The sequence below is a fragment of the Halobacillus salinus genome (assembly GCF_004684905.1).
GTDB lineage: Bacteria > Bacillota > Bacilli > Bacillales > Halobacillaceae > Halobacillus > Halobacillus salinus.
Window position 1 is genome coordinate 788,497 of the sequence record NZ_SRJC01000001.1, and the last position, 22,418, is coordinate 810,914.

Here is a 22,418-nt window from a genome sequence, read left to right on the forward strand (position 1 = left end):
CTTCTACTCCTTTAACACAGAATCAATGTAGAGTTGTGGGTCCATAAGATACTCTGAAATGGACTGGATCGTCGGATAAAACCACTCTGCGCCGACCCCAAGTAAAATCGACAAGGCAAGAAGAACTCCGGCAGGGAAAGTCATCTTAAGACCTCTCCATTTACGCTCTGGATGCGGGTCTTCTTGCTTCTCTCCCCAGAATCCACGAATAAAGATGCGAATCATAGAGAACAAGATGAGTAGACTGGAGATGAGCGCAACGATAACGATCATCAATTCATCTTGGGAAAGACCACCTTGTAAGAGCAGTAACTTTCCAATGAATCCACTGAATGGTGGAATTCCTGCTAGAACCAATGAGGCGATGAAGAACAGCCAAGCGAGAAGTGGGTGGTGGTGAATCAGTCCCCCCATTTTTCGAAGGTCGGATGTTCCTGCTACATATACTAGTGCACCGACTAGAAAGAACAGTGCAGCTTTAATGATCATGTCATGCACTAAGTAATAAATGGTTCCACTGATTGCGGTTTCTGTAAAAATACCGATTCCCATCAACATAAAACCAACAGCTGGAATGATGTTGTAGGCAATAACCAGCTTAACGTTGTTCGTAGAAAGGGCACCGATAACACCGAATAGCATCGTGAGAGCAGCCAAGTAAATGAATAAAGTGTGTGTTAGCTGTACATCTTGATTAAACATTAATGTGAAAGTGCGTAAGATCGAGTACACACCGACTTTCGTCAATAGGGCACCGAACAGGGCGCTGACTACCGGATTCGGTGAAATGTACGGTCTTGGCAACCAGTAATAAAGTGGAAATACTGCCGCTTTTGTAGCAAATACGAAAAAGAACATGATACCGATCGTTGTCAGGATTCCTTGTTGTTCAACTTCCCGAACGCGCTCAGCGATTTGAGCCATGTTCACTGTTCCTACTACTGAATATAAGAAAGAAATAGTAGTAACAAACAACATAGAGGAGAATAAGTTGATCAATACGTACTTGATGGACTCTCTAAGTTGTACCTTACCATTACCAAGAACAATCAACCCGTAAGAAGCCATGAGAAGGACTTCGAAGAATACGAATAAGTTGAACAAGTCTCCCGTGAGGAATGCTCCACTTACTCCTGCAATCAGCAGGAAGAAGAAACTGTAGAAGTAGAACTCCTCTTGCTGTTTAGAAAGCGACTGTGGAGCGAAAAACACACTCGCAACACCGATCACACTAGTCGTAAGGACGAGCGTCATCGACAATAAATCACCAACTAAAATGATTCCATAAGGAGCAGCCCAATCGCCGGTCTCAAGTATTATAGAACCGTTATTTTTCACCTGTAGAAATATAAAGCCTACCATCAGAAAGTGAAGAACGGCGAAGACTTGAGATAAGGTGCGGACTACTTTTGTTCTTTTGTGAATGAATGCCATCAGTATGCCAGCAATCAGTGGCAGTATGATGGGTAGTGCAACTAAATTACTCATAATCATTACCTCTCAATTGTTCCATATTATCCGTCCCATTAACCTGCGCAGCACGGTATGCAAGTACCAACAATAAACTTGTTACACCAAAGCTAATGACGATGGATGTTAAGATCAAGGCTTGTGGCAGAGGGTCTGTGTACCCTTCCACACCCTCTGTCAGGATCGGAGGGGCTCCACGCTTCAGTTCCCCCATAGTCAAAATGAAGAGGTGGGCCCCATGTGAAATGAGGCCGGTTCCGATAATGATGCGCAACAATTGTTTTTGGAGGAGGTTATAGATTCCCGTGGTAAACAGAATACCAGCGAGAACCGCCATTAATATTTCCATGGTTAGTTATCCTCCTTTTTACCTGGTAGTTTAATTAAACCGTAAATTGCCATCGCAGCAATTCCAAGTACGACGATCTCAAATAACGTATCTAATCCACGGAAGTCGACGAGGATGACGTTGACAACGTTATCGCCTCCACCTAATGAGTGTGACTTCTCAAGGAAATAACTCGAAATGGAGTCGAACCATTTACTGCTGTGGGACGATATCGCGATCATTGTCATAAGCGCCCCGAAACCGATAGAGATAATCAAGTTCAACACACGAGTGCTGGTAGCTTCTTCTTTCTTCCGTAGTTTCGGTAAGTGGTAGAAGACCAGAAGGAACAAAGCTACTGTTACGGTTTCAATAATTAGCTGCGTTAACGCTAAGTCCGGTGCTCGGAATAGAACAAACAGCATGGAAAGACCGTATCCGACAACACCCAAAATGAGAATCGCAGTAATGCGATTGTTCGTTAGAATGGTTGCGACAGCGGCTATGACCATTGTAATCGCGACAAGGATCTCAGGAAGAGAGAGTGGCGCTAAATTACTGAAGTCCATTGTGAAGCCGCCTGTAACAGCCATAAAAGCGAATGTGACAATCAGAATGGCAGATAAGACTAAACGTACATAGCGACCTAAAGAACCGTTCATATAGCCCTTTGTAATGCTTGTAGAGTATGTCTCTAAGCGGTCTACCGCTCCGTCGTACACTTTGTTCATACTGAGCACACCAGGAATGAAACGATACGCTGGTGCCCATTGTTTTCTAGCAAGATACAACACTGTACCGAATACGAGTACTGTAATCGACATGATTAACGGTGGATATAACGGACCGTGCCAGAAAGAAACATGTTTTTCTACTTCCATCCCTTTTATGGCAGACGCAGCATGAGCGATGAAAGGTTCGTTTACCATATTAGGGAACAATCCAATAACAATCACCCCAAGAACTAATACAATAGGGGAGATCAACATCCCTATTGGTGCTTCATGAGGTTTTTTCGGTAGAGAGTCCAAGTGAGCTTTTCCTCGGAACGTGCCGAAGAAGAAGTACATGGAATAAACAAAAGTAAATATGCTTCCAAAGACAGCAAGGTAAGGAAGAGTAGCTTTAACGAACCCGACAAGTCCCATGTTGGCAATCTCATCAAGGTGCAATGTAGCATCAAAGAACAACTCTTTACTATAGAACCCATTTAAAAATGGTAAAGGGACCCCTGCCATCGAAAACGTACCGAACAGTGCGAGTGTTGCTGTGATAGGTAGGAATGTCATCAACCCACCAAGCTTGCGGATATCGCGAGTGCCTGTTTCGTGGTCCACAATTCCAGCAACCATGAACAGACTCCCTTTAAAGGTGGCGTGGTTCAAGATGTGGAAGACAGCTGCAAAAACAGCAACCTTTGTTCCAAATCCAAGCATAGACATAATCATTCCAAGTTGACTGATGGTAGAAAAGGCAAGAATTCCTTTTAAGTCTGTTTGTCTGACGGCCATATAAGACCCCCAGCAAAGTGTGACAATACCGACAGAAGAAACTATGATAAAGAACCAGTCATTGGATGACATCATTGGGGAATAGCGAGCAATCAAATATATTCCTGCTTTTACCATGGTAGCTGAGTGTAAATAAGCACTTACAGGAGTCGGTGCTTCCATAGCATCTGGCAGCCAGATGTGGAATGGAAACTGTGCTGACTTTGTAAAAGCTCCCAATAACAGCAGAGTTAAAATGATAGGAAAGTATTCGCTGTTCAAAATCAATTGATGCTGACTGATCATTTCTTGAATACTAGTTGTATCTGTAAGGATAGTCATGAAGACAAGTGCTCCTAAGAGACTTAACCCTCCGAATACTGTAATCAGCATCGATTTAAGAGCGCCGTACCTCGACTCTTTCTTAAAGTTCCAAAATCCAATCAGCAGGAAAGATGATAAAGAAGTGAACTCCCAGAAGCTATAAAGAACGAAGACATTGTCAGATAAGACAACGCCAAGCATCGATCCCATAAATAATAGAAAGTACACATAAAAATGTCCCAGTTGCTCCGATTTATCTAGATAGTAGATCGAATAAAAGGCAACTAGGGCGCCAATCCCGCTTATTAACAGCACAAACAAGAGACTTAAACCGTCTAAATGAAAGACCAGGTTTATGTCTAACGAAGGAATCCATGAATAACTCCTCGTGATCGGTTCAAAGTTTGTCCCGATAAATCTAGCAAAATAAATAAAAATAAGTATAGGTGCAACCGTTACAATAAAGCCTGTATGGATGCGCTGCCTCCATTTATCAAAAAATGGAATGAAAACCGCCAAAATAAAAGGCAGAAAAACGGCCCATATCATATTTGTGGCTCCTCCCTTGACTAAGTTTCAACATTGATCTATTTGATTAAGCTCGTACCAACGTTCTATTCATTTAATTGTAATCAAAAAAAGCATGATTATTCAACTGTCATATACTGAGGTAATCGGTTGAAGCAATATTTTTAGTATGCTCTATTAAATAGGTAGAGACACATAAAAACCTAAGAAAAAAAATCATAAAAAAACTCGTCGAAGAATCCTCCGGCGAGTCCTTTTTTGTATTTGTTTGTCAAAGCTTGTCAAACCCATGTCTGGTTCAACTTACTTGTGATGTCTGCTCTTCGATGCCTTTCAGTAAAGATCGCTCTCTCAGTTCATCCTTTATTTGACTGATAAATTCGCTGGAAAGATTGAGTTCTATTGCTTTGTGGTAAGATTGTATTAGCAGGGAATCAGATAGTTGCTTCATGCCTCTGTCACTCATGTGACAGCCACCTCCCAATTCATTCAGAACTTAAACACGACGTTTTTTTGATGGTAGTATTACCTTACCACGACCAGTACGACGCTACAATCACACAGTTATCTACATGCTTTTGTAGATAACTATTTGATAATAATGTAAAATCGAGCGCTATAGAAGCATCGTATCATGTGGAAATTGTGCATAAAGTTATCCACAGGGTGGTAGTGTCGGTAATTGTCGAACGATTTTTGGTCTTTTATGAGGAAGTAACATGGACAGTTCCTATACATACATTATGTACTTCTGCTCTAACCCGTGCATGGTGTGTAAAAAGAGGTTTTGAAACATCCCTTGTTTTTGTATATGATGGTTAAGGAGATTTTGCCCTGATGAGATGGAGTGAATAAATATGTTTAATCATTTTCTACCGAATGAGCACGTAGAAGATGTTTTTGAGATCAACCCGGTTGATCTCAAAAACAAAGGTGTAAAAGGTGTAATAACAGATTTGGATAACACACTGGTCGCGTGGGATGTGAAAGATGCGACAGCAGAGATACAAGAATGGTTTAAAAAGATGAACGACCACGGCATTCAAGTGACGATTGCATCGAATAATAAAGAGGCACGAGTGAAATTATTCTCTGAGCCCTTAGATGCATCGTTTATTTATAGTGCTCGTAAACCATTGTCGAAGGCTTTCAAGAAGGCCAGAAAGCAGATGGGTTTGAATAAAGATGAGGTGGTAGTCATAGGGGACCAGCTCCTGACGGATGTTCTAGGAGGAAATTTAGCTGGGTTTCACACCATCTTAGTCGTTCCGATCGTAGAAACAGATGGATTCTTCACACGTATCAATCGCAGGGTCGAAAGAAGAATCTTCAATTGGATGAGAAAACGAGGAAAGATTACTTGGGAAAGGAGAAATGATTAATGGAAGCTATATACTGTCAAGGATGTGGAGTCGAGATACAGACTACCAATCCTGAACAACCCGGGTATGCTCCTTCATCAGCCCTTGAGCGCGAAGATATAATATGTAAGCGGTGCTTCCGCCTGAAACACTATAATGAGGTGCAGGATGTACCTTATCAAGATGATGACTTCCTTGAAATGCTTAATCAAATCAGTAAAAACGAAGGACTTGTGGTTCAACTGGTCGATATATTTGATTTCAATGGAAGCTTTATCTCTGGTTTAAAACGTCATACAGGAAGCAATCCTGTTATTCTTGTAGGAAATAAAATGGATGTATTGCCGAAGTCAGTCAACCCTGGCAAGGTAAAGTTGTGGCTTAAGAAAGCAGCTAAAGAGCAAGGGTTGTCTGTTAAAGATGTCTTTCTGATCTCCGCTGAGAAAAATCAAGGGATTACAGAGTTATCTCAGGCGATTGATGAATACCGCAATGGAAAAGATGTTTATGTTGTCGGTACTACCAATGTAGGTAAATCAACGTTTATTAACACGTTGATTGCTAATACATCCGGTGTGAAGGACGCTATTACGACTTCTTACTTCCCAGGGACTACGCTCGGTTTCATTGATATTCCTTTGGATGACGAGAGCTCGTTATATGATACTCCTGGAGTCATACAACGCCATCAGATGGCTCACTATGTTTCGGATAAAGATTTGAAAACCATTACTCCGAACAAGGAAATCAAACCAAAAGTTTATCAGTTGAATGAAGAGCAAACATTATTCTTCGGTGGACTAGCTCGCCTGGATTTTGTTGGTGGTGAGAGGAGTTCTTTCATTTGTTACCTGTCGAATGACATGACAATTCACCGTACTAAACTGGAGAAAGCAGATTCATTATATGAGGACCACCTCGGTGGAATGCTGTCCCCACCAGGGGAAGAGACGTTGGATTTGCTACCTCCACTTGAGAGTCATACGTTTAAAATCAAGGAGAATAAAACCGATTTGGTCTTTTCAGGATTAGGGTGGGTTACCATTCCTGAAGGAGGCATTACGGTGACGGCATATGCACCTAGAGGTGTGAAAGTATCACTTAGGGATTCACTCATTTAAGGGGGATTTACGTTGTTGAAATTAGGACTCATCGGCCATCCAGTCGGTCACTCTATGTCGCCATGGATCCACCACGCCTTGATGGCGCAGCAGGGGCTTGAGGGAAGCTACGAGTTATTTGATTTAGCTCCTGAAGCATTTGAAGAATCAATTGAAGAGCTATTGAAGCAACCAATGGATGGATTCAATGTGACGGTTCCTTACAAAGAGAAGATCATTCCACACTTAGATCATTTGGATAGTAGCGCAGTAGCTCTTGGTGCCGTGAATACAGTGAAGCGAACCGATGAGGGATGGGTTGGGTTTAATACAGATGGAACTGGATTTGTCCACTCGTTATCTAATCGCTATCCTGAAGTTATCCAGCCTGGAACAAGAATCCTGTTGCTGGGAAGTGGCGGTGCTGCGAGAGGTATTTATTTCGCACTTCTGAATTCGGAAGTAGAACAAGTGGATATAGCAAACCGTACGGTAGCCCGAGCTGAAGCAATCATAAATGAAAATAAAACAGAAGTGAGATCTCGTGCATTTGATCTAGAGAGTGCAGAACGTCACTTAGCGGAATATGATGTAGTCATACAAACGACAACTGTCGGAATGAGCCCAAATGATGGACAAACTATTATTTCCTTAACACAATTGCAAGAAGGAACGATCGTAAGTGATATTGTCTATCGACCGATGGAGACGACATTTCTAACCGAGGCCAAAGCGAAAGGCGCTAAGCTGCACTTTGGCCATGAAATGCTGTTACAACAAGCTGTTTATGCGTTTCAGATTTGGACGGATACGAACCCTGACGCATCAGCATTAATGGATACGTTCGAAAGAAAACTGAAAGGGGTATAGAATGTTAACTAGTAAACAGAAGAAGCATCTAAGAAGCATCTCACATGACGTGCAGCCAATTTTCCAAGTAGGAAAAGCTGGTGTGAATGAGAATATGACAAAACAAATTGGAGAAGCTCTTGAGAAAAGGGAAATCATCAAGGTGAGCATCCTCCAAAATAATTTCGACGATAAAAACGAAGTGGCCCGTCAAATCACAGAAGCGACGGATGCTCATATTGTGCAGGTAATAGGCAACACCATTATCTTGTATAAAGAGTCCGTCGAAAATAAGCAAATCGAATTGCCATAAAGGAGACCTCTCATGAAACGAATTGGGATTCTTGGAGGGACATTTGATCCTCCTCACTTGGGACATCTGATTATGGCAGAATGTGCTTATGAGGGGATGGAACTTGATGAAGTATGGTTCTTGCCGTCTCACATCCCTCCTCATAAGCAGAAAGCTACGGTTTCATCAGAGGATAGGCTGGCCATGGTTAAAAAAGCGATTGAAAACAATCCTCATTTCTCCATTTGCGATGTAGAGCTGACTAGAAAAGGCACTTCCTATACCGTGGATACGATGAAGCTTTTGAAAGAGGAATACCAAGGTCACCAATTTTATTTCATTATTGGAGGGGATATGGTCGAACACCTGCCTAAATGGAATAGGATTGAGGAATTAAAGGAATATGTTGAGTTCATAGGGATGCAGAGACCGGGTTTTCAATGGGAACAGGATCAAAGCGATTCCGTTCATGAAGTGAACATTCCCCTAATAGAAATCTCGTCCAGTGTGATTCGAGAGAAGCTGGCTAAACAAGAAAGCGTCCGTTATCTTACTCCAGACGCTGTAATCGATTATATAAAGGAGCATCAACTGTATGAACCTAACTCGTGAAGGCGCTTTGGCATACGTGAAGCCTCATTTGAAAACGTCAAGATACGAACATACAGTACGCGTGGTCAATCAAGCGGTGGAATTAGCCGATAGATTTGAAGTAGATGTATATCAAGCAGAAATTGCAGCAGCTCTGCATGATTATGCTAAATACAAGCCTTTAGAAGAGATGAAGAGATGGATTCTAACAGACCGTAGACTTCCAAAGGACTTGCTCGATTATCACCATGAATTATGGCATGGGCCTGTAGGTGCTCTTATGCTTGAGATGGAGATCGGTCTTAATGATGCTGCTGTTGTCAGTGCAATAACTTCTCATACAACAGGTAAGAAGCACATGAGCAAGCTTGATAAAGTGGTGTTTTTAGCGGACTACATCGAACCAGGCAGAGATTTTCCAGGTGTAGATGACGTTCGGAGCTTGGCAGAGACGAGCCTTGATGAAGCGTGTGCTCTAGCTTTGAAGAACACGATTGTCTTTTTAGTTGAAAAAGGGCGGACGGTTTATCCAGATACGTTTCATGCTTACAATGATTTCATATAATAAAGAAAGAGATAGCAGAAAGAAATAAGGGAGGAAGACTATGGAAAGTAAAGAATTAGTGAATTTAGCTGCACAAGCGTGCGATGAGAAAAGAGCAAATGATATTGTTGTTCTAGATATGAGTGATGTATCTCTAATAGCAGATTATTTCTTAATTTGCGAAGGGTCTAATGAACGACAAGTTCAAGCTATTGCAAGAGAACTGAAACAACAAGCAGATGAGCATGGAATTGATGTCAAGCGTATGGAGGGCTTTGATCAAGCTCGCTGGATCCTTGTCGATTTAAATGGGGTCGTATGCCACATTTTCCACAAAGATGAGCGTCACTATTATAACTTGGAGCGCCTTTGGGGCGATGCTGATACGGTTCAAATAGAAGGATTAGGTAGCTGATTGTGAGTTACAATCAAATGGCACATGTGTACGACCGTTTGATGGAAGATGCACCATATGCCCATTGGCAGTCGTACACTCGAGAGATGATCAATGCGTACCTTCCCGGTGCTTCGTCTATATTAGATCTAGGCTGCGGCACGGGGGAGATTACAAGGCGACTCCATGAGGATGGATTCCGAGTTACTGGAGTTGATCTCTCTTCGGATATGCTTACTATCGCTCAACAGAAATCCCCAGCTTCCATACAGTGGCTTCACCAAGACATTACGAATTTAGAAGGGTTAACAGGGTATGACTGCGTTGTAAGTTATTGTGACGTGTTGAATTATCTTGTCGATCCTGAACAAGTGACACAAGCATTTGCAAACGCATTTGAAGCGTTACGTCCGCAAGGGTTGTTCTTATTCGATGTCCATTCCGTAGAACATGTAGAACAGCATCTGCTTGGGCAGACATTTGCTGAGGTGTACGATGATGTCTCCTTCATCTGGTTTTGTGATGAGGGAGACCAACCGAACAAAGTAGTTCATGACTTAACGTTTTTCGTACAGCAGGGAGCAACATACGAACGTTTCGATGAGCAACACGTGCAAAGAGTTTATGACCTGCAGGATTTAAAGCAGTGGTTGAAACAAACCGGTTTCAACATTAAACAAGTTTCTGCTGATTTTCAAACTGCCCCTCATTCCGACGGGGATCGTCTCTTCTTCGTTTGCCAAAAACCATAAGGAACGAAATCTAATATGATTTCGTTCCTTTTTCATGTCCGTTTTATGTAAAAGGAGCGATAATTATGTGGAGTATTCTTGTGACCTGGTTTTTTCAATACTTAACAGAGACCGGGCATACCCAGCCTCTGCCTGTTTCCTTGAATATGCTATGCTTGATTCTTTAGTATGTTCCATTTTCTGAGCAGGATTTTACACAGTTTTGTCGAATATAATCATTTATAGCTCGATGGATTGCTTATCTTCTCTGTGCTTTGCTTGAGTCGCTTTAAACATTTCTACGAATAATTCTCCAGTGTGATCTTCTAAAGCTTGTAACCCGACACCAGTAACTCCGCCTTTTACCGTCACTTTCTCCATCAACTCTTCCAACGTGAAAATTTCTTGTGAAAATAACTCCCCTAACCCTACAATCATCTGTTCCGTCAACTGAGTAGCCTTTTCTTCAGAAATTCCCGCTACACGATTCGCAGCAGAGATCCATTCTTTTAATAAGAAACTAACAAATGCCGGCCCACAAGAAACAATGTCAGAAGATACTCTGATATGAGCTTCTTCTACTTCAACAGGTGTAGAGAAATGGTGAAAGGCTTCTCTTAAGAGCTTTTGATTGTCTGTTGATATTCTGCTTCCAAATGTAAACAAGCTTACCCCAGCGAGGGCATGGTTTGTGATAGAGGGAACAACCCTTGCCACTTGGCAAGAGAGTTTTTCTTCCAGTTCTTCTACAGAGACCGGACTTGTAATCGAAACGACACAATGGTGTTCGTGTAATTCTCCTTCTACTTGTTCGATAATGGATTTGTAATCATGAGGCTTTACACAAATAAATACTATGTCACACGCTTTGCAAAGAGCAGGTAGTGTCTTAGCAACGTCCAGATCTTCGAAAGCCTCTTTAAGCTTCGCCGTTTTTTTAGATGAACGGTTGTAAATGGTAATCTCATCGGCTTGAGCAGCTCCACTCCTAATCAGGGAAGTTGTTAACATACTCCCCATATTTCCCGTCCCAATGATTCCCCATTTCAATGGAATCCCTCCTTTGAAGGTTACTCCCATATTCTTATTCCAATTTGCAACTAATTATGAGAAGAGGTCATGCTATGCATATCGTTAAACGATACGGATGGATTGCAGGGTTAGTTCTGGTTTGTGTATTTATTTTTAGTCAATCTGAGGGTACAGCTGTTTCAGATGCTCCGAATCAAAAGCAAGAATCTGAATCGGTAGAGAAGGTAGATACGGTAAGTGAAAATATGAAAGTGGATGTAAAAGGGGAAGTGATTAATCCTGGTGTTTATGACGTTGAAGAAGGAATGAGAGTTAACGATGTCGTGACTTTAGCTGGTGGTATGACAGAAAATGCAGATCCTCAAAGTGTGAATTTAGCTCAAGTTCTGCAGGATGAGATGGTCGTATTAGTAATGAAGAAAAACGAGGAGAGTGATCAAGGAGCTCCTCAATCTGAGCAGATAAGATTAAACCAGGCGTCTCTTGATGAAATACAAACACTCCCGGGAATCGGTCCCTCCAAAGCACAAGCCATTCTTGATTATCGTGAGGAAAACGGGCCTTTTCAATCCGTCGAAGAGTTACTAGACGTTTCTGGCATCGGGGAAAAGACTTTAGAGGGGATGGCCGAAGAGGTTCGCATACCTTAGTGAAGTTTGACGAATGTTGAGTCGAGGGGTAAACTGAATGAAAAATCGTAGGGGGTTACATAATGGATAGGATTTCTTGGAACCAATATTTCATGGCACAAAGTTATTTATTGAAGTCTAGAAGCACTTGTGAGCGGTTAGCTGTCGGAGCAGTTGTTGTCCGAGAGAAGCGGATGATTGCTGGTGGTTATAATGGAAGTGTGACAGGGGGAGTACACTGTATCGACGAAGGGTGCCATGTAGTAGATGGCCACTGTGTCAGAACCATCCATGCCGAGATGAATGCATTGCTACAATGTGCAAAGTTCGGCGTTGCAACGGAGGGGGCGGAGATCTATGTCACCCATTTCCCTTGTATCCATTGTACGAAAGCGATTATTCAAGCAGGAATCAAAGCAGTGTACTATAGCGAAGACTACAAAAATGATCCATATGCAACTGAACTCCTTCAACAGGCTGGTGTAAGAACGAAGAAAGTCGCTCTTCAAGTAGACCCCGTTTACTATGAACAACAACAACTTGTCCAGGAACTTATCCATCAACTGGAGTCCCATGGTGATGCAGATGTTGAAGCGCTGAAAAACAAGGCGAACCGATTATTTAAAGTTCCGCTTGAACAACGCACATGAAAGGCAAACTTCACCTCCCTGTCCTAGCTTTTGCTATCGGCGGGGGGATAGTTCGCCTAAACGACACAGAACAAATCCTGTTGATCGTAATAGGGGTCATATGGGTCGCCAAGTTCCGACAACAACGTATATTGCTACTCACTTTGACGTCGTCCCTACTATTAGGCTACAACTATTTAGCACCTCCAACTGCTCCACCCACATCCTCCAGCACTTTCTCATCCTCTGTTACCGTTCAAAGTATAAAGTCTCAAGATGATTATTTCGAAATGATTGTACAAGAGCCTGAAACAAAATTAAAGACACTTGTTAGTTATTTTCCAGAAGAACTCGATCATGCTCCTGATTCATGGAAGCTCGGGGCTACTTGTTCCATCGAAGACGAAAAAAGTGAAATTCCTTATGCCCCCAATCCTGGTCAATTTGATTTTCGTAAATATATGGCATCGCAAGGTGTGTTTTCTCAACTGGTCGTTGAGAATGTAGATCATATCAGATGTCATGGGCAATCGCCTTTTAACCGCTTGTATGAAATACGTCAAAATTTGATTCTAACAGTAGAAAGATCAGTTTCTGAGGATACCTTTGTTTGGATCGCTGCATTAGTGTTCGGCGACCAAAAACAGCTTGATCAAGGGACTGTAGAATGGTTCCGAGACTTTAATTTGTCCCATATCTTAGCTATCTCTGGTCTACACGTCGGATTGTTCATAGCGGGAGTGTATCTGGTGATGATCAGGACCGGGGTTGGTACAGTAGAACAAGCTCGTATATTTCTGGTGCTGTTGATTCCTCTTTATGCCTTTATAGCTGGTGGTGAACCATCTGTCCTGCGTGCTTCAATCATGGCCACTTTAATTCTTTTCCTCGTTTTTCTAAAGATCAAAATCCCTATAGTAGATATACTCTCGATTACTGCTCTCACGCTTTTGCTCGTTTCACCGTATAGTTACTCTTCGATAGGTTTTCAGTTCTCCTTCTTAGTAACCTTCAGCCTCATCCTGTCTGCCCCTATATTCAGGCAAACGGATAACGTCTGGCTGCAATCTGCGCAAATCAGTCTGATTAGTCAACTTTCCATTTTACCGCTCCAACTTCATTACTTTTATGAATTCAACCCGATTTCATTGCTTGCGAATTTGATTCTTGTGCCTTATTTCTCCTTTATTGTGATTCCGATAAGCATTCTTCTTGTTCTCATGGCTGTTGTTTGGCCAAGAGCTTCTTTGTTTTTTTCCGATCTGTTCGGGAGTGTTCACGGATTTGTATTGGAGTTTGCAGAGATTGTTGCACAACCTTTTCGATTATCATGGGTAGTCGGGGAAGTACCTCCTATATGGATTATGTTGCTGTTTCTTTCCTTTATGTATTTGATGGCTTCTTGGAGTAGACAAGAGCTTAAGCGGGCTTCGTTGAATGGAGCATTGTTTGTTGCCCTTCTAATGGCGGTAAGTTCTCTTCCTTATTTTTCGCCTAAAGGGACTGTCACGATGCTTGATATCGGTCAAGGAGATGCGTTTGTAGTTGAATTACCTTACAGAAGAGGCGTTATCCTGATTGATGCTGGTGGGCCACCTTCGTTCCTAGAAAACCGGTCAAAAACGGCGGATGAAATCATACTTCCCTTTCTCAAGTCGAAAGGTATAACCAGTGTAGACGCGGTGATTGTGACACATGAAGATGGTGATCACAATGGAAGCGTTCCTTCACTGATTAGAGATGTCAACGTGAAGAAATTGATTGTCCACCCTTATTATCCCGTAACGGAATTAAATGTAGAGGTGACAAGAGTGAGTGCAGGGGAAGAATTAGAAATTAATGGACAGATTTGGAAGGTTCTTCATCCAAAGGTTGATGCCGGAAACCCGAATGATAATTCGATTGTTTTATCAAGTGAAATCGGAGGAAAGTCGTGGATGTTTACAGGTGATATATCTGTAGACGTAGAAGCGGACCTGATGGAACAACAAAAAGTAATGGAGGCAGACGTATTGAAAGTTGCCCACCACGGAAGTGATACTTCGACGTCAGAAGAATGGATCCGCCGGATAAATCCCGAGGTTGCATTAATTTCTGCTGGTCGTAACAATCGTTATGGTCATCCTCATCAGGCCGTAGTGGACCGGTTGGAGGACCGTGGAATTCTTATTTATCAGACAAGCCGGGAAGGAGCGGTAATATATACTTTTTCTGGGCAATCTGGAACGTTTTCGTCCTTCCTTTCGTATAATGCAAACAGATAACTATACAGGAAAAATAAAAAAGACTGCCGCAGCAGCCTTCTTAGTTAAGTATTCTTATTGTCCAATTACGGAAAACACAACTCCGATAAAGAAAATGACGAAGAAGAAAACGAATGAGAATACAAACCCTAACCCAGAGTCGATAACGTCATTAGTTTTGGACTGAATATCCTTCTTGAATTCGTTCATTGTTACCCCTCCTATATCCAATTTTAAGTATAGATGATTACACGGTAAAAATCTACAATCAACTTGAAGGAATTCGAATTTCCTCTCTGCCCAACGAGTTGCCACTGCTAGCAAGACTTGTCACAGATAATTCTCCGTTTGTCGGTCAAACTAACAGAACGAGAGGGAAAACATCGTCCTCTCGAGAAGCGTCCGGGGCTTCTCGTATGGCGTTTATATAGATGGTGGATACGGCGTTCAATCGGTGTCACTCTTTGACAGAAACTAAAAGGCACCATAAAATAGTGACACTGACGTCCCGATTATCCGGGGCGCCGTATTCTTTTTTGAGAGGGTCAAAACAGTGAAATCACACGTATATTTATTATATGGAGAAGAATCTTATCTAATACAGGAAAACAAAAACAAAATCATTGAAAAAACGCTTAGCAAAGAGGATCAGGAATTCAATATTTCCCAATACGACTTGGAAGAAGTCCCTATTGAAGATGTCGTAACCGATGCGGAAACCTTCCCTTTTTTAGGCGAGAAAAAAATCGTAATTGCTTATAATCCAGTTTTCCTTAAAGCGAAACCAGATAAACTTTCCTTTGAACATGATGTGGATTCTTTGCTTCAGTATGTTAACGAACCAGCAGGCCACACAGTTCTTATTATCATTGCACAGTATGAAAAGTTAGATGAGCGGAAGAAAATGTTTAAGCAGTTAAAGAAGCAGGGCGAAGTCATATCCTGCCAACCGGTGAAAGAATGGGACATTGACAAATGGATCAAAACCATCGCTGATGAATTACATATTGTCATTCCAGAAGATATTTATGAATTGTTCTCAAGTGAAATAGGTACAAACCTTATGGCATTGAGAAGCGAGATGGAGAAATTGGCTCTGAATGTAGGGGGAGGTGGCGTCGTTACTCGTGAGTTAGCGGAACAGCTTCTTTCTCATAGCGCAGAAGCATCTGGATTGAAATTGGTGGATGCCGTGATGGAGCGCGACTTGAATCGAGCAATTCGATTATACAAGGATTTAGAAAAGTTGAATGAAGAGCCGATTGCACTAACAGCGCTGCTTGCTTCCCAGTTCCGAATCATAAGCCAAGCGAAAGTGCTTAAACAAAAAGGTTATGCTCAAAACCAAATGCGCAATTATATCAAGGCACACCCGTATGTAATTAAAATGGCTCTGAAAAGAGAGCGGTTCTTTACCCAAGGTGAATTGAATCATATAATGGATCAATTAGCTGAGACGGACCATGTTCTGAAACAAGGCAAGATGGAAAAGTCGCTAGCATTTGAACTATTACTATACCGATTAATACAAGTCAAAAAGCACGCATAAAAAAACGCCGGTCCCAAAAAGGGACGGCGTTTTTTTAAATGAAAAACGACCCAATCAAAAGGTGACGGATCGCTTGTTGGTCATAAATACCGACTATTATAATGCGTTAACTTGTTTAGTCAGGCGAGATTTTTTGCGGTTGCCGTTGTTTTTGTGAAGAGCACCACGTTGAACTGCTTTGTCAATTTTCTTAACTGCAGTTTGAAGAGCATCTTTAGCAGTGTCTGCATCTTTGTTAGCAACTAGTGTTTCAACACGTTTCACGGCTGTACGCATGTCAGATTTGAATGCTGCGTTTAGAGAACGAGCATCGTTGTTTACACGTACGCGCTTTTTAGCTGATTTAATGTTAGGCATAGTTTCACCTCCTAGGTAAAAACAAAAAACTGATTCATATCGAACAAGAGACATTTTACCAGAGCACGGAGACCTTTTCAATAGATATATTCATCCTTGCATAGATTTGCATAGTTTTATTCTCAAAAGGAAAAAATGGAATCAAGGAGGAATGGGTATGAAAGAGAAGGATTTATATTCCGTTCGAACAGATTTGGCTGTGGAAGCTCAAGAAATGGACGTCAGGGATGACCCCTCTTCTTCAGATTCAGACGGAGTGAAAGTGCATGAAAACCAAAAAGATGATATTAAGATTACGTATGTGACGGTAGATGAAACAGGAGCAGAGCGAATTGGAAAGAAAGCGGGTCATTATATTACGCTGGACTCCCAAGCCATCAGGAAGCAAGATACTCAGCTTCAGGCTAATCTTGCTAAGGTGCTTTCAGGACAGTTGAGGAAGCTTCTGCAGGATGTAGGGGTGACGGAAGAACAAAGTGGGCTAGTAGTCGGTCTAGGCAACCATCATATTACACCTGATTCTCTAGGCCCGTTAGTTACAGATAAAGTCCTGGTCACTAGTCATTTGTTCAGGCTTCACCCGGAAACGGTATCAGAAGGTTACCGACCAGTCTCTGCTGTTACACCTGGTGTGATGGGAACTACTGGGGTGGAGACAAGTGATATGGTGCATGGAATTATCAAAGAAGTGAACCCTGATTTCGTAATTGTCATTGATGCCCTTGCTTCAAGGTCGATTGATCGGATCAATGCAACCATCCAATTGTCTGACACGGGCATTCATCCTGGCTCGGGAATCGGGAATAAGAGAAAGGAAATTAGTAAGGAAACGTACGGCATACCTGTCATCTCTATTGGTGTACCTACTGTTGTCGATGCAGTAACGATTACGAGCGATACCGTTGATTACGTTCTTAAGCATTTTGGTAGAGAATGGAGGGAGAAGGACGCTCCGTCTAACGCTCTATCTCCAGCTATGAATCCATTTGAGAGAAAAGAGCTGACTGAAGAAGACTTGCCTAATGAGGAACAAAGTCAGGCAGTCCTCGGTATGTTCGGCCAGCTTAGTGGGGCAGAGAAGAAGCAGTTGATTAAGGAAGTGCTTACTCCATTAGGACATAATCTAATGGTCACACCGAAAGAAGTGGACGGGTTCATGAAGGACATGTCTCACGTCATAGCGACAGGTATCAACGGTGCCTTGCACCCAGGAATTGAAGATGGAGAAGCTCAATCCTACTCCAGATAAAAAAATAGAATAGAGTTCTATTAAATATCCCTCTCTCATACGATTTACTAGATAGAGTTCGTATGGGGAGGATTTTTTTATGCGTCGGTTTCAACGATGGGGAAAGAAGAAGTACAGTCCTCTGAAAACATGGACGAAATTACTTACTGCCGGAGTAGCTGTATTGCTCGTTCTTTTTATAGGCATTGGACTATTAACAGGAGCACAGAGCACTTACCGTTTATATTCAGGTACCATTCAGCACATTACGACTAAACTAGAAGGCAAATCGTTTATTTATTTGTTCGAAATGGAAAACAGGATTTTCAAGAGCGCCCATCCAGATGGAGAGAAGCTTCCTACTTTTTCAAACTTGACGTTCCAGTTGTTGACGAGTTTAACACCGAACGACCCTAGGAGCTTACTCGGGCGCGAGATTCCAGGGCTGTCCTCGTATAACAGTCATATCATCATTGCAGGTAAAGGGACAGATTATACAACTCTGCCGATTGAATCAGAGCCTCCATTGAATGTTGACGAGAGAGGGGAAGCTGGGGAGTTAGAGGAGGAGAAGAAGGATCAGGAAGACAAACCGACGATCGGGGAAGACAAGGTGTATGTGTACCATACGCATAATGAGGAATCTTTTTATCCGCATTTACCTGATGAGTCGACAGCTTACGATGGAAAAGTAAACATCACGCTAGTTGGAGAACGCCTTGGCAAGAGCCTTGAAGATAAAGGAATCGGAACTAGGGTAGAAACTACGAACTTTGCTGATATATTACGTACGAACGGCTGGCAGCATTATCGTTCTTACGATGCAGCACGCCCGGTAGTTGAGGAAGCGATGAATAAATACGACTCTCTTACTTATTACTTTGATCTTCACCGCGACAGTATCGACAGAAAGCATACGACAACGACTATTAATGGCAAAGACTATGCACGTTTTGCTTTTGTCATTGGCGCGGAGCATCCGAATTATGAGGAGAACTTGGCGTTTGCATCGGAAATGCATAAGCGACTGGAAGAAGAGTATCCAGGTATCAGCCGAGGAGTAATAACGAAGAAAGGTTCTGGAGTTGACGGAGTTTACAATCAGGACTTGAATCCGAATGCGATCTTAATCGAATTCGGTGGAGTATATAACAACCTGGACGAACTGTACCGATCAGCCGATATTTTCGCTGAAGTGTTTGCTGATTACATGTATGAAGATGAGAAGGTGTCAGGAGAATGAGGGGGATGAAAGGGATAGTGCTTGTCGTATTGGCGGTTGCCTTATTCTTTTCAGGGGCCTTGTACGGAATTGAAAAAAACCAACAAAAAGAAACAGGAGACGTACCCGTAGAAGTTACGTCTCCTGATACAAGGGATGAACAGGATTGCCTCCCACCTGAAAGCAATGAAAGCGTGCCATGGATATCTCGGTTAGCAGGGGGGATTGGAGAAGGGATTGCTGTAACATTTAACGGAATTGTGGTTGTTTTCTCAGAAATGTTTTCTTTTTGAAGGTGTTGCCGATTGATTAGTCATTTCGGGTAAACATTGAATAATGCGGCAGCTATTGCTATAATCAGGCTAGTTAATTGTGCCGAAATTAGTAGGAGTGATGTAAGTTGACTAGTCAATCAAAACAACAAAGGGTTCGCAACTTCTCGATTATTGCCCATATCGACCACGGCAAATCGACATTAGCTGACCGAATCTTAGAAAAAACGAAAGCTCTCACACAACGTGAAATGAAAGAACAATTCTTAGATGCTATGGATCTTGAACGTGAGCGTGGCATCACGATTAAATTAAATGCTGTTCAATTGAGTTACGATGCGAACGATGGAGAAGAATACACGTTCCACTTGATCGATACACCTGGACACGTCGATTTTACATATGAGGTGTCCCGTAGTTTAGCTGCATGTGAAGGGGCGATCCTTGTCGTGGACGCCGCACAGGGAATTGAAGCCCAGACGTTAGCGAACGTCTACCTTGCTCTTGAGAACGACTTGGAGATCATCCCAGTTATTAATAAAATTGACTTACCGGGAGCAGACCCTGAGCGTATTAAACAAGAGATTGAAGATGTAATCGGCATCGACGCTTCTGATGCAATCCTAGCTTCTGCTAAGCAGGGGATTGGTATCGATGAAATTCTTGAGCGCATAGTGACGGATATTCCAGCTCCTGCCGGGGAAGCGAAAGACCCGACCAAAGCTTTGATCTTTGATTCCCTTTACGATTCTTATCGAGGAGTCGTTGCTTACACTTGTGTTCGTGAAGGTTCCATCAAACTCGGGGATAAAATCCGCATGATGGCAACAGGAAAGGAATTCGAAGTCAACGAACTTGGTGTATTCCGCCCAACCCCAACCCCACTTAAAGAATTGAACGTAGGGGATGTTGGTTATTTGACGGCATCTATCAAGAATATCGGGGACTCCCGTGTCGGAGATACCATTACGCTTGCCAATAACCCTGCAGCAGAACCACTGCCAGGTTACAAGCGGATGAATCCGATGGTGTTCTGTGGAATGTACCCGGTAGATGCTAATAAATATAACGACTTAAGAGATGCGCTTGAGCGCTTGGAACTGAATGATTCCTCTCTGCAATTTGAAGCGGAGACGTCTCAGGCACTTGGATTTGGGTTCCGTTGTGGCTTCTTAGGAATGTTGCACATGGAAATTATCCAGGAACGTATTGAACGTGAGTACAAAATCGATCTGATCACGACCGCACCTAGCGTAATCTATAAAGTTACCCAAACAGATGGTACAGAAGTGGACGTCGATAACCCGTCTATGATGCCAGATAACCAGAAGCTTGAGGAAGTTCAAGAGCCTTTCGTTAAAGCGACGGTTATGGTACCAAACGATTACGTCGGTCCTGTTATGGAGATCTGTCAACGTAAACGAGGAAACTTCCTTGACATGCAGTACCTTGATGACAACCGTGTGAATATCGTCTATGAGATCCCTCTATCCGAGATTGTTTATGACTTCTTCGATTCCTTGAAGTCACAGACTAAAGGGTATGCTTCCTTCGATTATGAATTGATCGGGTATCGCTCGTCCAACCTTGTGAAGATGGATATTCTCTTGAACGGTGATACGATTGATGCGTTGTCGTTCATCGTCCACAGAGACTTTGCATACGAACGTGGTAAGCTGATCGCTGAGAAACTGAAAGAACTAATTCCGAGACAGCAGTTCGAAGTACCAATCCAAGCTGCAATCGGAAATAAAATAGTTGCTCGTACTACCATCAAAGCGATGCGTAAGAATGTCTTATCCAAGTGTTATGGAGGAGACATCTCACGTAAACGGAAGCTTCTTGAAAAACAAAAAGAAGGTAAGAAGCGCATGAAGATGGTTGGTTCTGTCGAAGTGCCTCAAGAAGCCTTTATGTCCGTACTTGATTTGAATGAAGATTAATTGAACAGGAACAAGATATCTAAAGCCGCAGGAGAATCCCTCTTGCGGTTTTCCTTATGAAAGGTGGAACAACCATGACAATTTCATCCGCATATATCCACATCCCATTCTGCCAGCAGATCTGCCACTACTGTGATTTTACGAAGTTTTTCTATAATGAGCGACTAGCTGATGAGTATCTGGAGGCGCTCGAGAACGAAATCCATACGTATATCCCATTGGAAAAAGCTAAAGTGAAAACCATATTTGTAGGAGGTGGAACACCGACAGCTGTGAACCACTCCCAATTAAAGAGATTGCTCAAGATGATTGACGAGCATTTTGATGTGGCATCATGCGAAGAATACACCTTCGAGGCAAACCCTGGTGACTTGGATGAGGAAAAAGTTCGGTTATTGAAGGAATATGGGGTAGACAGGATTTCCTTAGGTGTCCAAGTGTTTGATGATCAAATGCTCGAAGAAATCGGTCGTGTTCATCGCGTTAAAGATGTGTACACCAACGTTGATCGCCTTGTGCAGGCTGGGCTTACCAATGTGAGCATCGACCTTATGTATGCTCTACCTGGACAGACGGTTGAACACTTCGAGAAAACGATTGATGAAGCGATGCAGTTTGATCTCCCGCACTACTCTTCTTATTCGCTTCAAATCGAACCGAAGACCATATTTTATCAACGTTACAAAAAAGGCACGCTTATTAAGCCACCTGAAGAAGACGAGGCAGAGATGTATGAACTTCTTCAGCGAAAGCTCTCAAGAGCAGGTGTTGATCAATACGAGATCAGTAACTTTGCAAAGCCTGGGTTTGAAAGTAAACACAATCTGACATACTGGAATAACGAGTATTATTTCGGTATCGGAGCAGGTGCACACGGTTATCTCCCTGGCAAACGCACAATCAACATTCGCCCACTGCCAGCTTATACGAAACAGGCAATGGCAGATGGAAAGCCGATTCTTCACGAAGAGCCCGTTGGACTAAAAGAGCAAATGGAAGAAGAGATGTTTCTTGGTTTGCGAAAGACGGAAGGCGTATCTCTGTCTTCATTCAAGCACAAGTATGATAGAGAGATGGTGGATGTGTTCGGTCAGGCAATTCCTAAGCTTAAAGAGCGTAAACTCGTCCAAGAAGAGAAAGGATTCCTCTCCCTCACTCCTAGAGGAAGAATTCTCGGTAATGAAGTTTTCCAGGAATTTTTATTAGACGAGTAGATTTCAGAGGTTAACCGTTGACAACCTAAAACCCATTTGATAATTTATTATTAGATTTAGCACTCAAAGTAAACGAGTGCTAACAGAGGTGATCATCG

At 42.4% G+C, this 22,418-nt stretch carries 24 protein-coding genes; 17 read left to right on the forward strand and 7 right to left on the reverse strand.

What is annotated here, in order from left to right:
- Window positions 1-3: 3 nt before the first annotated feature.
- From E4663_RS04280 to sda, 4 genes are all read right to left on the reverse strand, one after another.
- A complete protein-coding gene (locus E4663_RS04280; RefSeq protein ID WP_079479588.1) occupies window positions 4-1,488 on the reverse strand; it encodes a Na+/H+ antiporter subunit D in 1,485 nt (494 codons plus the stop codon).
- Window positions 1,481-1,819: a Na(+)/H(+) antiporter subunit C gene (locus E4663_RS04285; protein ID WP_079479589.1), complete on the reverse strand. Its 339-nt coding sequence runs from the start codon at window positions 1,817-1,819 to the stop codon at window positions 1,481-1,483. The genes E4663_RS04280 and E4663_RS04285 overlap by 8 nt, the downstream gene beginning before the upstream one ends.
- Before the next feature lie 2 nt (window positions 1,820-1,821).
- The gene (locus E4663_RS04290; RefSeq protein ID WP_079479590.1) at window positions 1,822-4,161 is read right to left on the reverse strand and encodes a Na+/H+ antiporter subunit A; all 2,340 of its coding nucleotides are present in this window, start codon (window positions 4,159-4,161) and stop codon (window positions 1,822-1,824) included.
- A 277-nt stretch (window positions 4,162-4,438) separates the two neighbouring features.
- The gene (gene sda, locus E4663_RS04295) at window positions 4,439-4,606 is read right to left on the reverse strand and encodes a sporulation histidine kinase inhibitor Sda (protein WP_079479591.1); all 168 of its coding nucleotides are present in this window, start codon (window positions 4,604-4,606) and stop codon (window positions 4,439-4,441) included.
- Window positions 4,607-4,997: 391 nt separating this feature from the next.
- On the opposite strand from sda, the gene E4663_RS04300 reads away from it, so the two are divergent.
- From E4663_RS04300 to E4663_RS04335, 8 genes are read left to right on the forward strand one after another with little or no spacing between them, the layout of a single operon-like run.
- The gene (locus E4663_RS04300) at window positions 4,998-5,522 is read left to right on the forward strand and encodes a YqeG family HAD IIIA-type phosphatase (protein WP_079479592.1); all 525 of its coding nucleotides are present in this window, start codon (window positions 4,998-5,000) and stop codon (window positions 5,520-5,522) included.
- The gene (gene yqeH / locus E4663_RS04305) at window positions 5,522-6,622 is read left to right on the forward strand and encodes a ribosome biogenesis GTPase YqeH (protein WP_135326778.1); all 1,101 of its coding nucleotides are present in this window, start codon (window positions 5,522-5,524) and stop codon (window positions 6,620-6,622) included. Before E4663_RS04300 ends, yqeH begins: the two co-directional genes overlap by 1 nt.
- 12 nt (window positions 6,623-6,634) lie before the next feature.
- Window positions 6,635-7,471, forward strand: a complete 837-nt coding sequence (gene aroE / locus E4663_RS04310) for a shikimate dehydrogenase (RefSeq protein WP_135326779.1) — start codon at window positions 6,635-6,637, stop codon at window positions 7,469-7,471.
- Between the two features lies 1 nt (window position 7,472).
- Window positions 7,473-7,763, forward strand: a complete 291-nt coding sequence (gene yhbY, locus E4663_RS04315) for a ribosome assembly RNA-binding protein YhbY (RefSeq protein ID WP_079479595.1) — start codon at window positions 7,473-7,475, stop codon at window positions 7,761-7,763.
- A gap of 12 nt (window positions 7,764-7,775) precedes the next feature.
- Window positions 7,776-8,354, forward strand: a complete 579-nt coding sequence (locus E4663_RS04320) for a nicotinate-nucleotide adenylyltransferase (RefSeq protein WP_135326780.1) — start codon at window positions 7,776-7,778, stop codon at window positions 8,352-8,354.
- Window positions 8,338-8,898 (forward strand): bis(5'-nucleosyl)-tetraphosphatase (symmetrical) YqeK, encoded by a 561-nt coding sequence (yqeK, locus tag E4663_RS04325; protein WP_135326781.1) that lies wholly within the window; start codon window positions 8,338-8,340, stop codon window positions 8,896-8,898. Before E4663_RS04320 ends, yqeK begins: the two co-directional genes overlap by 17 nt.
- A gap of 40 nt (window positions 8,899-8,938) precedes the next feature.
- Window positions 8,939-9,292 (forward strand): ribosome silencing factor, encoded by a 354-nt coding sequence (gene rsfS / locus E4663_RS04330; protein WP_079479598.1) that lies wholly within the window; start codon window positions 8,939-8,941, stop codon window positions 9,290-9,292.
- A 2-nt stretch (window positions 9,293-9,294) separates the two neighbouring features.
- Window positions 9,295-10,023 carry a class I SAM-dependent DNA methyltransferase gene (locus E4663_RS04335; protein WP_241657103.1) on the forward strand — a complete coding sequence of 243 codons (729 nt, stop codon included), beginning with the start codon at window positions 9,295-9,297 and terminating at the stop codon, window positions 10,021-10,023.
- A gap of 219 nt (window positions 10,024-10,242) precedes the next feature.
- On the opposite strand, the gene comER is transcribed toward E4663_RS04335, so the two are convergent.
- Complete coding sequence (gene comER, locus E4663_RS04340; protein WP_135326782.1) at window positions 10,243-11,052, reverse strand: late competence protein ComER; 810 nt, start codon at window positions 11,050-11,052, stop codon at window positions 10,243-10,245.
- 74 nt (window positions 11,053-11,126) lie between these two features.
- On the opposite strand from comER, the gene E4663_RS04345 reads away from it, so the two are divergent.
- The 3 genes from E4663_RS04345 to E4663_RS04355 all read left to right on the forward strand — a co-directional run bounded on the left by E4663_RS04345 (window position 11,127) and on the right by E4663_RS04355 (window position 14,556).
- The gene (locus E4663_RS04345) at window positions 11,127-11,684 is read left to right on the forward strand and encodes a helix-hairpin-helix domain-containing protein (protein ID WP_135326783.1); all 558 of its coding nucleotides are present in this window, start codon (window positions 11,127-11,129) and stop codon (window positions 11,682-11,684) included.
- Between the two features lie 62 nt (window positions 11,685-11,746).
- Window positions 11,747-12,313: a ComE operon protein 2 gene (locus tag E4663_RS04350; protein WP_079479602.1), complete on the forward strand. Its 567-nt coding sequence runs from the start codon at window positions 11,747-11,749 to the stop codon at window positions 12,311-12,313.
- Window positions 12,310-14,556 (forward strand): DNA internalization-related competence protein ComEC/Rec2, encoded by a 2,247-nt coding sequence (locus E4663_RS04355; RefSeq protein WP_135326784.1) that lies wholly within the window; start codon window positions 12,310-12,312, stop codon window positions 14,554-14,556. The genes E4663_RS04350 and E4663_RS04355 overlap by 4 nt, the downstream gene beginning before the upstream one ends.
- A 54-nt stretch (window positions 14,557-14,610) precedes the next feature.
- Here E4663_RS04355 and E4663_RS04360 read toward each other — a convergent pair whose 3' ends face one another.
- Window positions 14,611-14,745, reverse strand: coding sequence for a YqzM family protein (locus E4663_RS04360; protein WP_079479604.1), 135 nt, complete (start codon window positions 14,743-14,745; stop codon window positions 14,611-14,613).
- Window positions 14,746-15,088: 343 nt separating this feature from the next.
- Between E4663_RS04360 and holA the strand changes: the two genes are divergently transcribed.
- On the forward strand, window positions 15,089-16,084 hold the full coding sequence (holA, locus tag E4663_RS04365; protein ID WP_135326785.1) for a DNA polymerase III subunit delta: 996 nt from the start codon (window positions 15,089-15,091) through the stop codon (window positions 16,082-16,084).
- A gap of 96 nt (window positions 16,085-16,180) precedes the next feature.
- Here the strand turns inward: holA and rpsT are convergent, their stop codons facing one another.
- Window positions 16,181-16,441: a 30S ribosomal protein S20 gene (gene rpsT / locus E4663_RS04370; protein ID WP_079479606.1), complete on the reverse strand. Its 261-nt coding sequence runs from the start codon at window positions 16,439-16,441 to the stop codon at window positions 16,181-16,183.
- A 157-nt stretch (window positions 16,442-16,598) separates the two neighbouring features.
- Between rpsT and gpr the strand changes: the two genes are divergently transcribed.
- The 5 genes from gpr (at window position 16,599) to hemW (ending at window position 22,320) form a co-directional block, all read left to right on the forward strand.
- Entirely contained in the window at window positions 16,599-17,690 is a 1,092-nt protein-coding gene (gene gpr, locus E4663_RS04375) for a GPR endopeptidase (RefSeq protein ID WP_135326786.1), read from the forward strand.
- Window positions 17,691-17,769: 79 nt separating this feature from the next.
- On the forward strand, window positions 17,770-18,912 hold the full coding sequence (gene spoIIP / locus E4663_RS04380; RefSeq protein WP_079479608.1) for a stage II sporulation protein P: 1,143 nt from the start codon (window positions 17,770-17,772) through the stop codon (window positions 18,910-18,912).
- A 5-nt stretch (window positions 18,913-18,917) separates the two neighbouring features.
- The gene (locus tag E4663_RS04385; RefSeq protein WP_135326787.1) at window positions 18,918-19,184 is read left to right on the forward strand and encodes a hypothetical protein; all 267 of its coding nucleotides are present in this window, start codon (window positions 18,918-18,920) and stop codon (window positions 19,182-19,184) included.
- A gap of 107 nt (window positions 19,185-19,291) precedes the next feature.
- On the forward strand, window positions 19,292-21,106 hold the full coding sequence (gene lepA, locus E4663_RS04390) for a translation elongation factor 4 (RefSeq protein WP_079479610.1): 1,815 nt from the start codon (window positions 19,292-19,294) through the stop codon (window positions 21,104-21,106).
- 74 nt (window positions 21,107-21,180) lie between these two features.
- Window positions 21,181-22,320: a radical SAM family heme chaperone HemW gene (gene hemW, locus E4663_RS04395; protein ID WP_079479611.1), complete on the forward strand. Its 1,140-nt coding sequence runs from the start codon at window positions 21,181-21,183 to the stop codon at window positions 22,318-22,320.
- Window positions 22,321-22,418 lie beyond the last annotated feature (98 nt).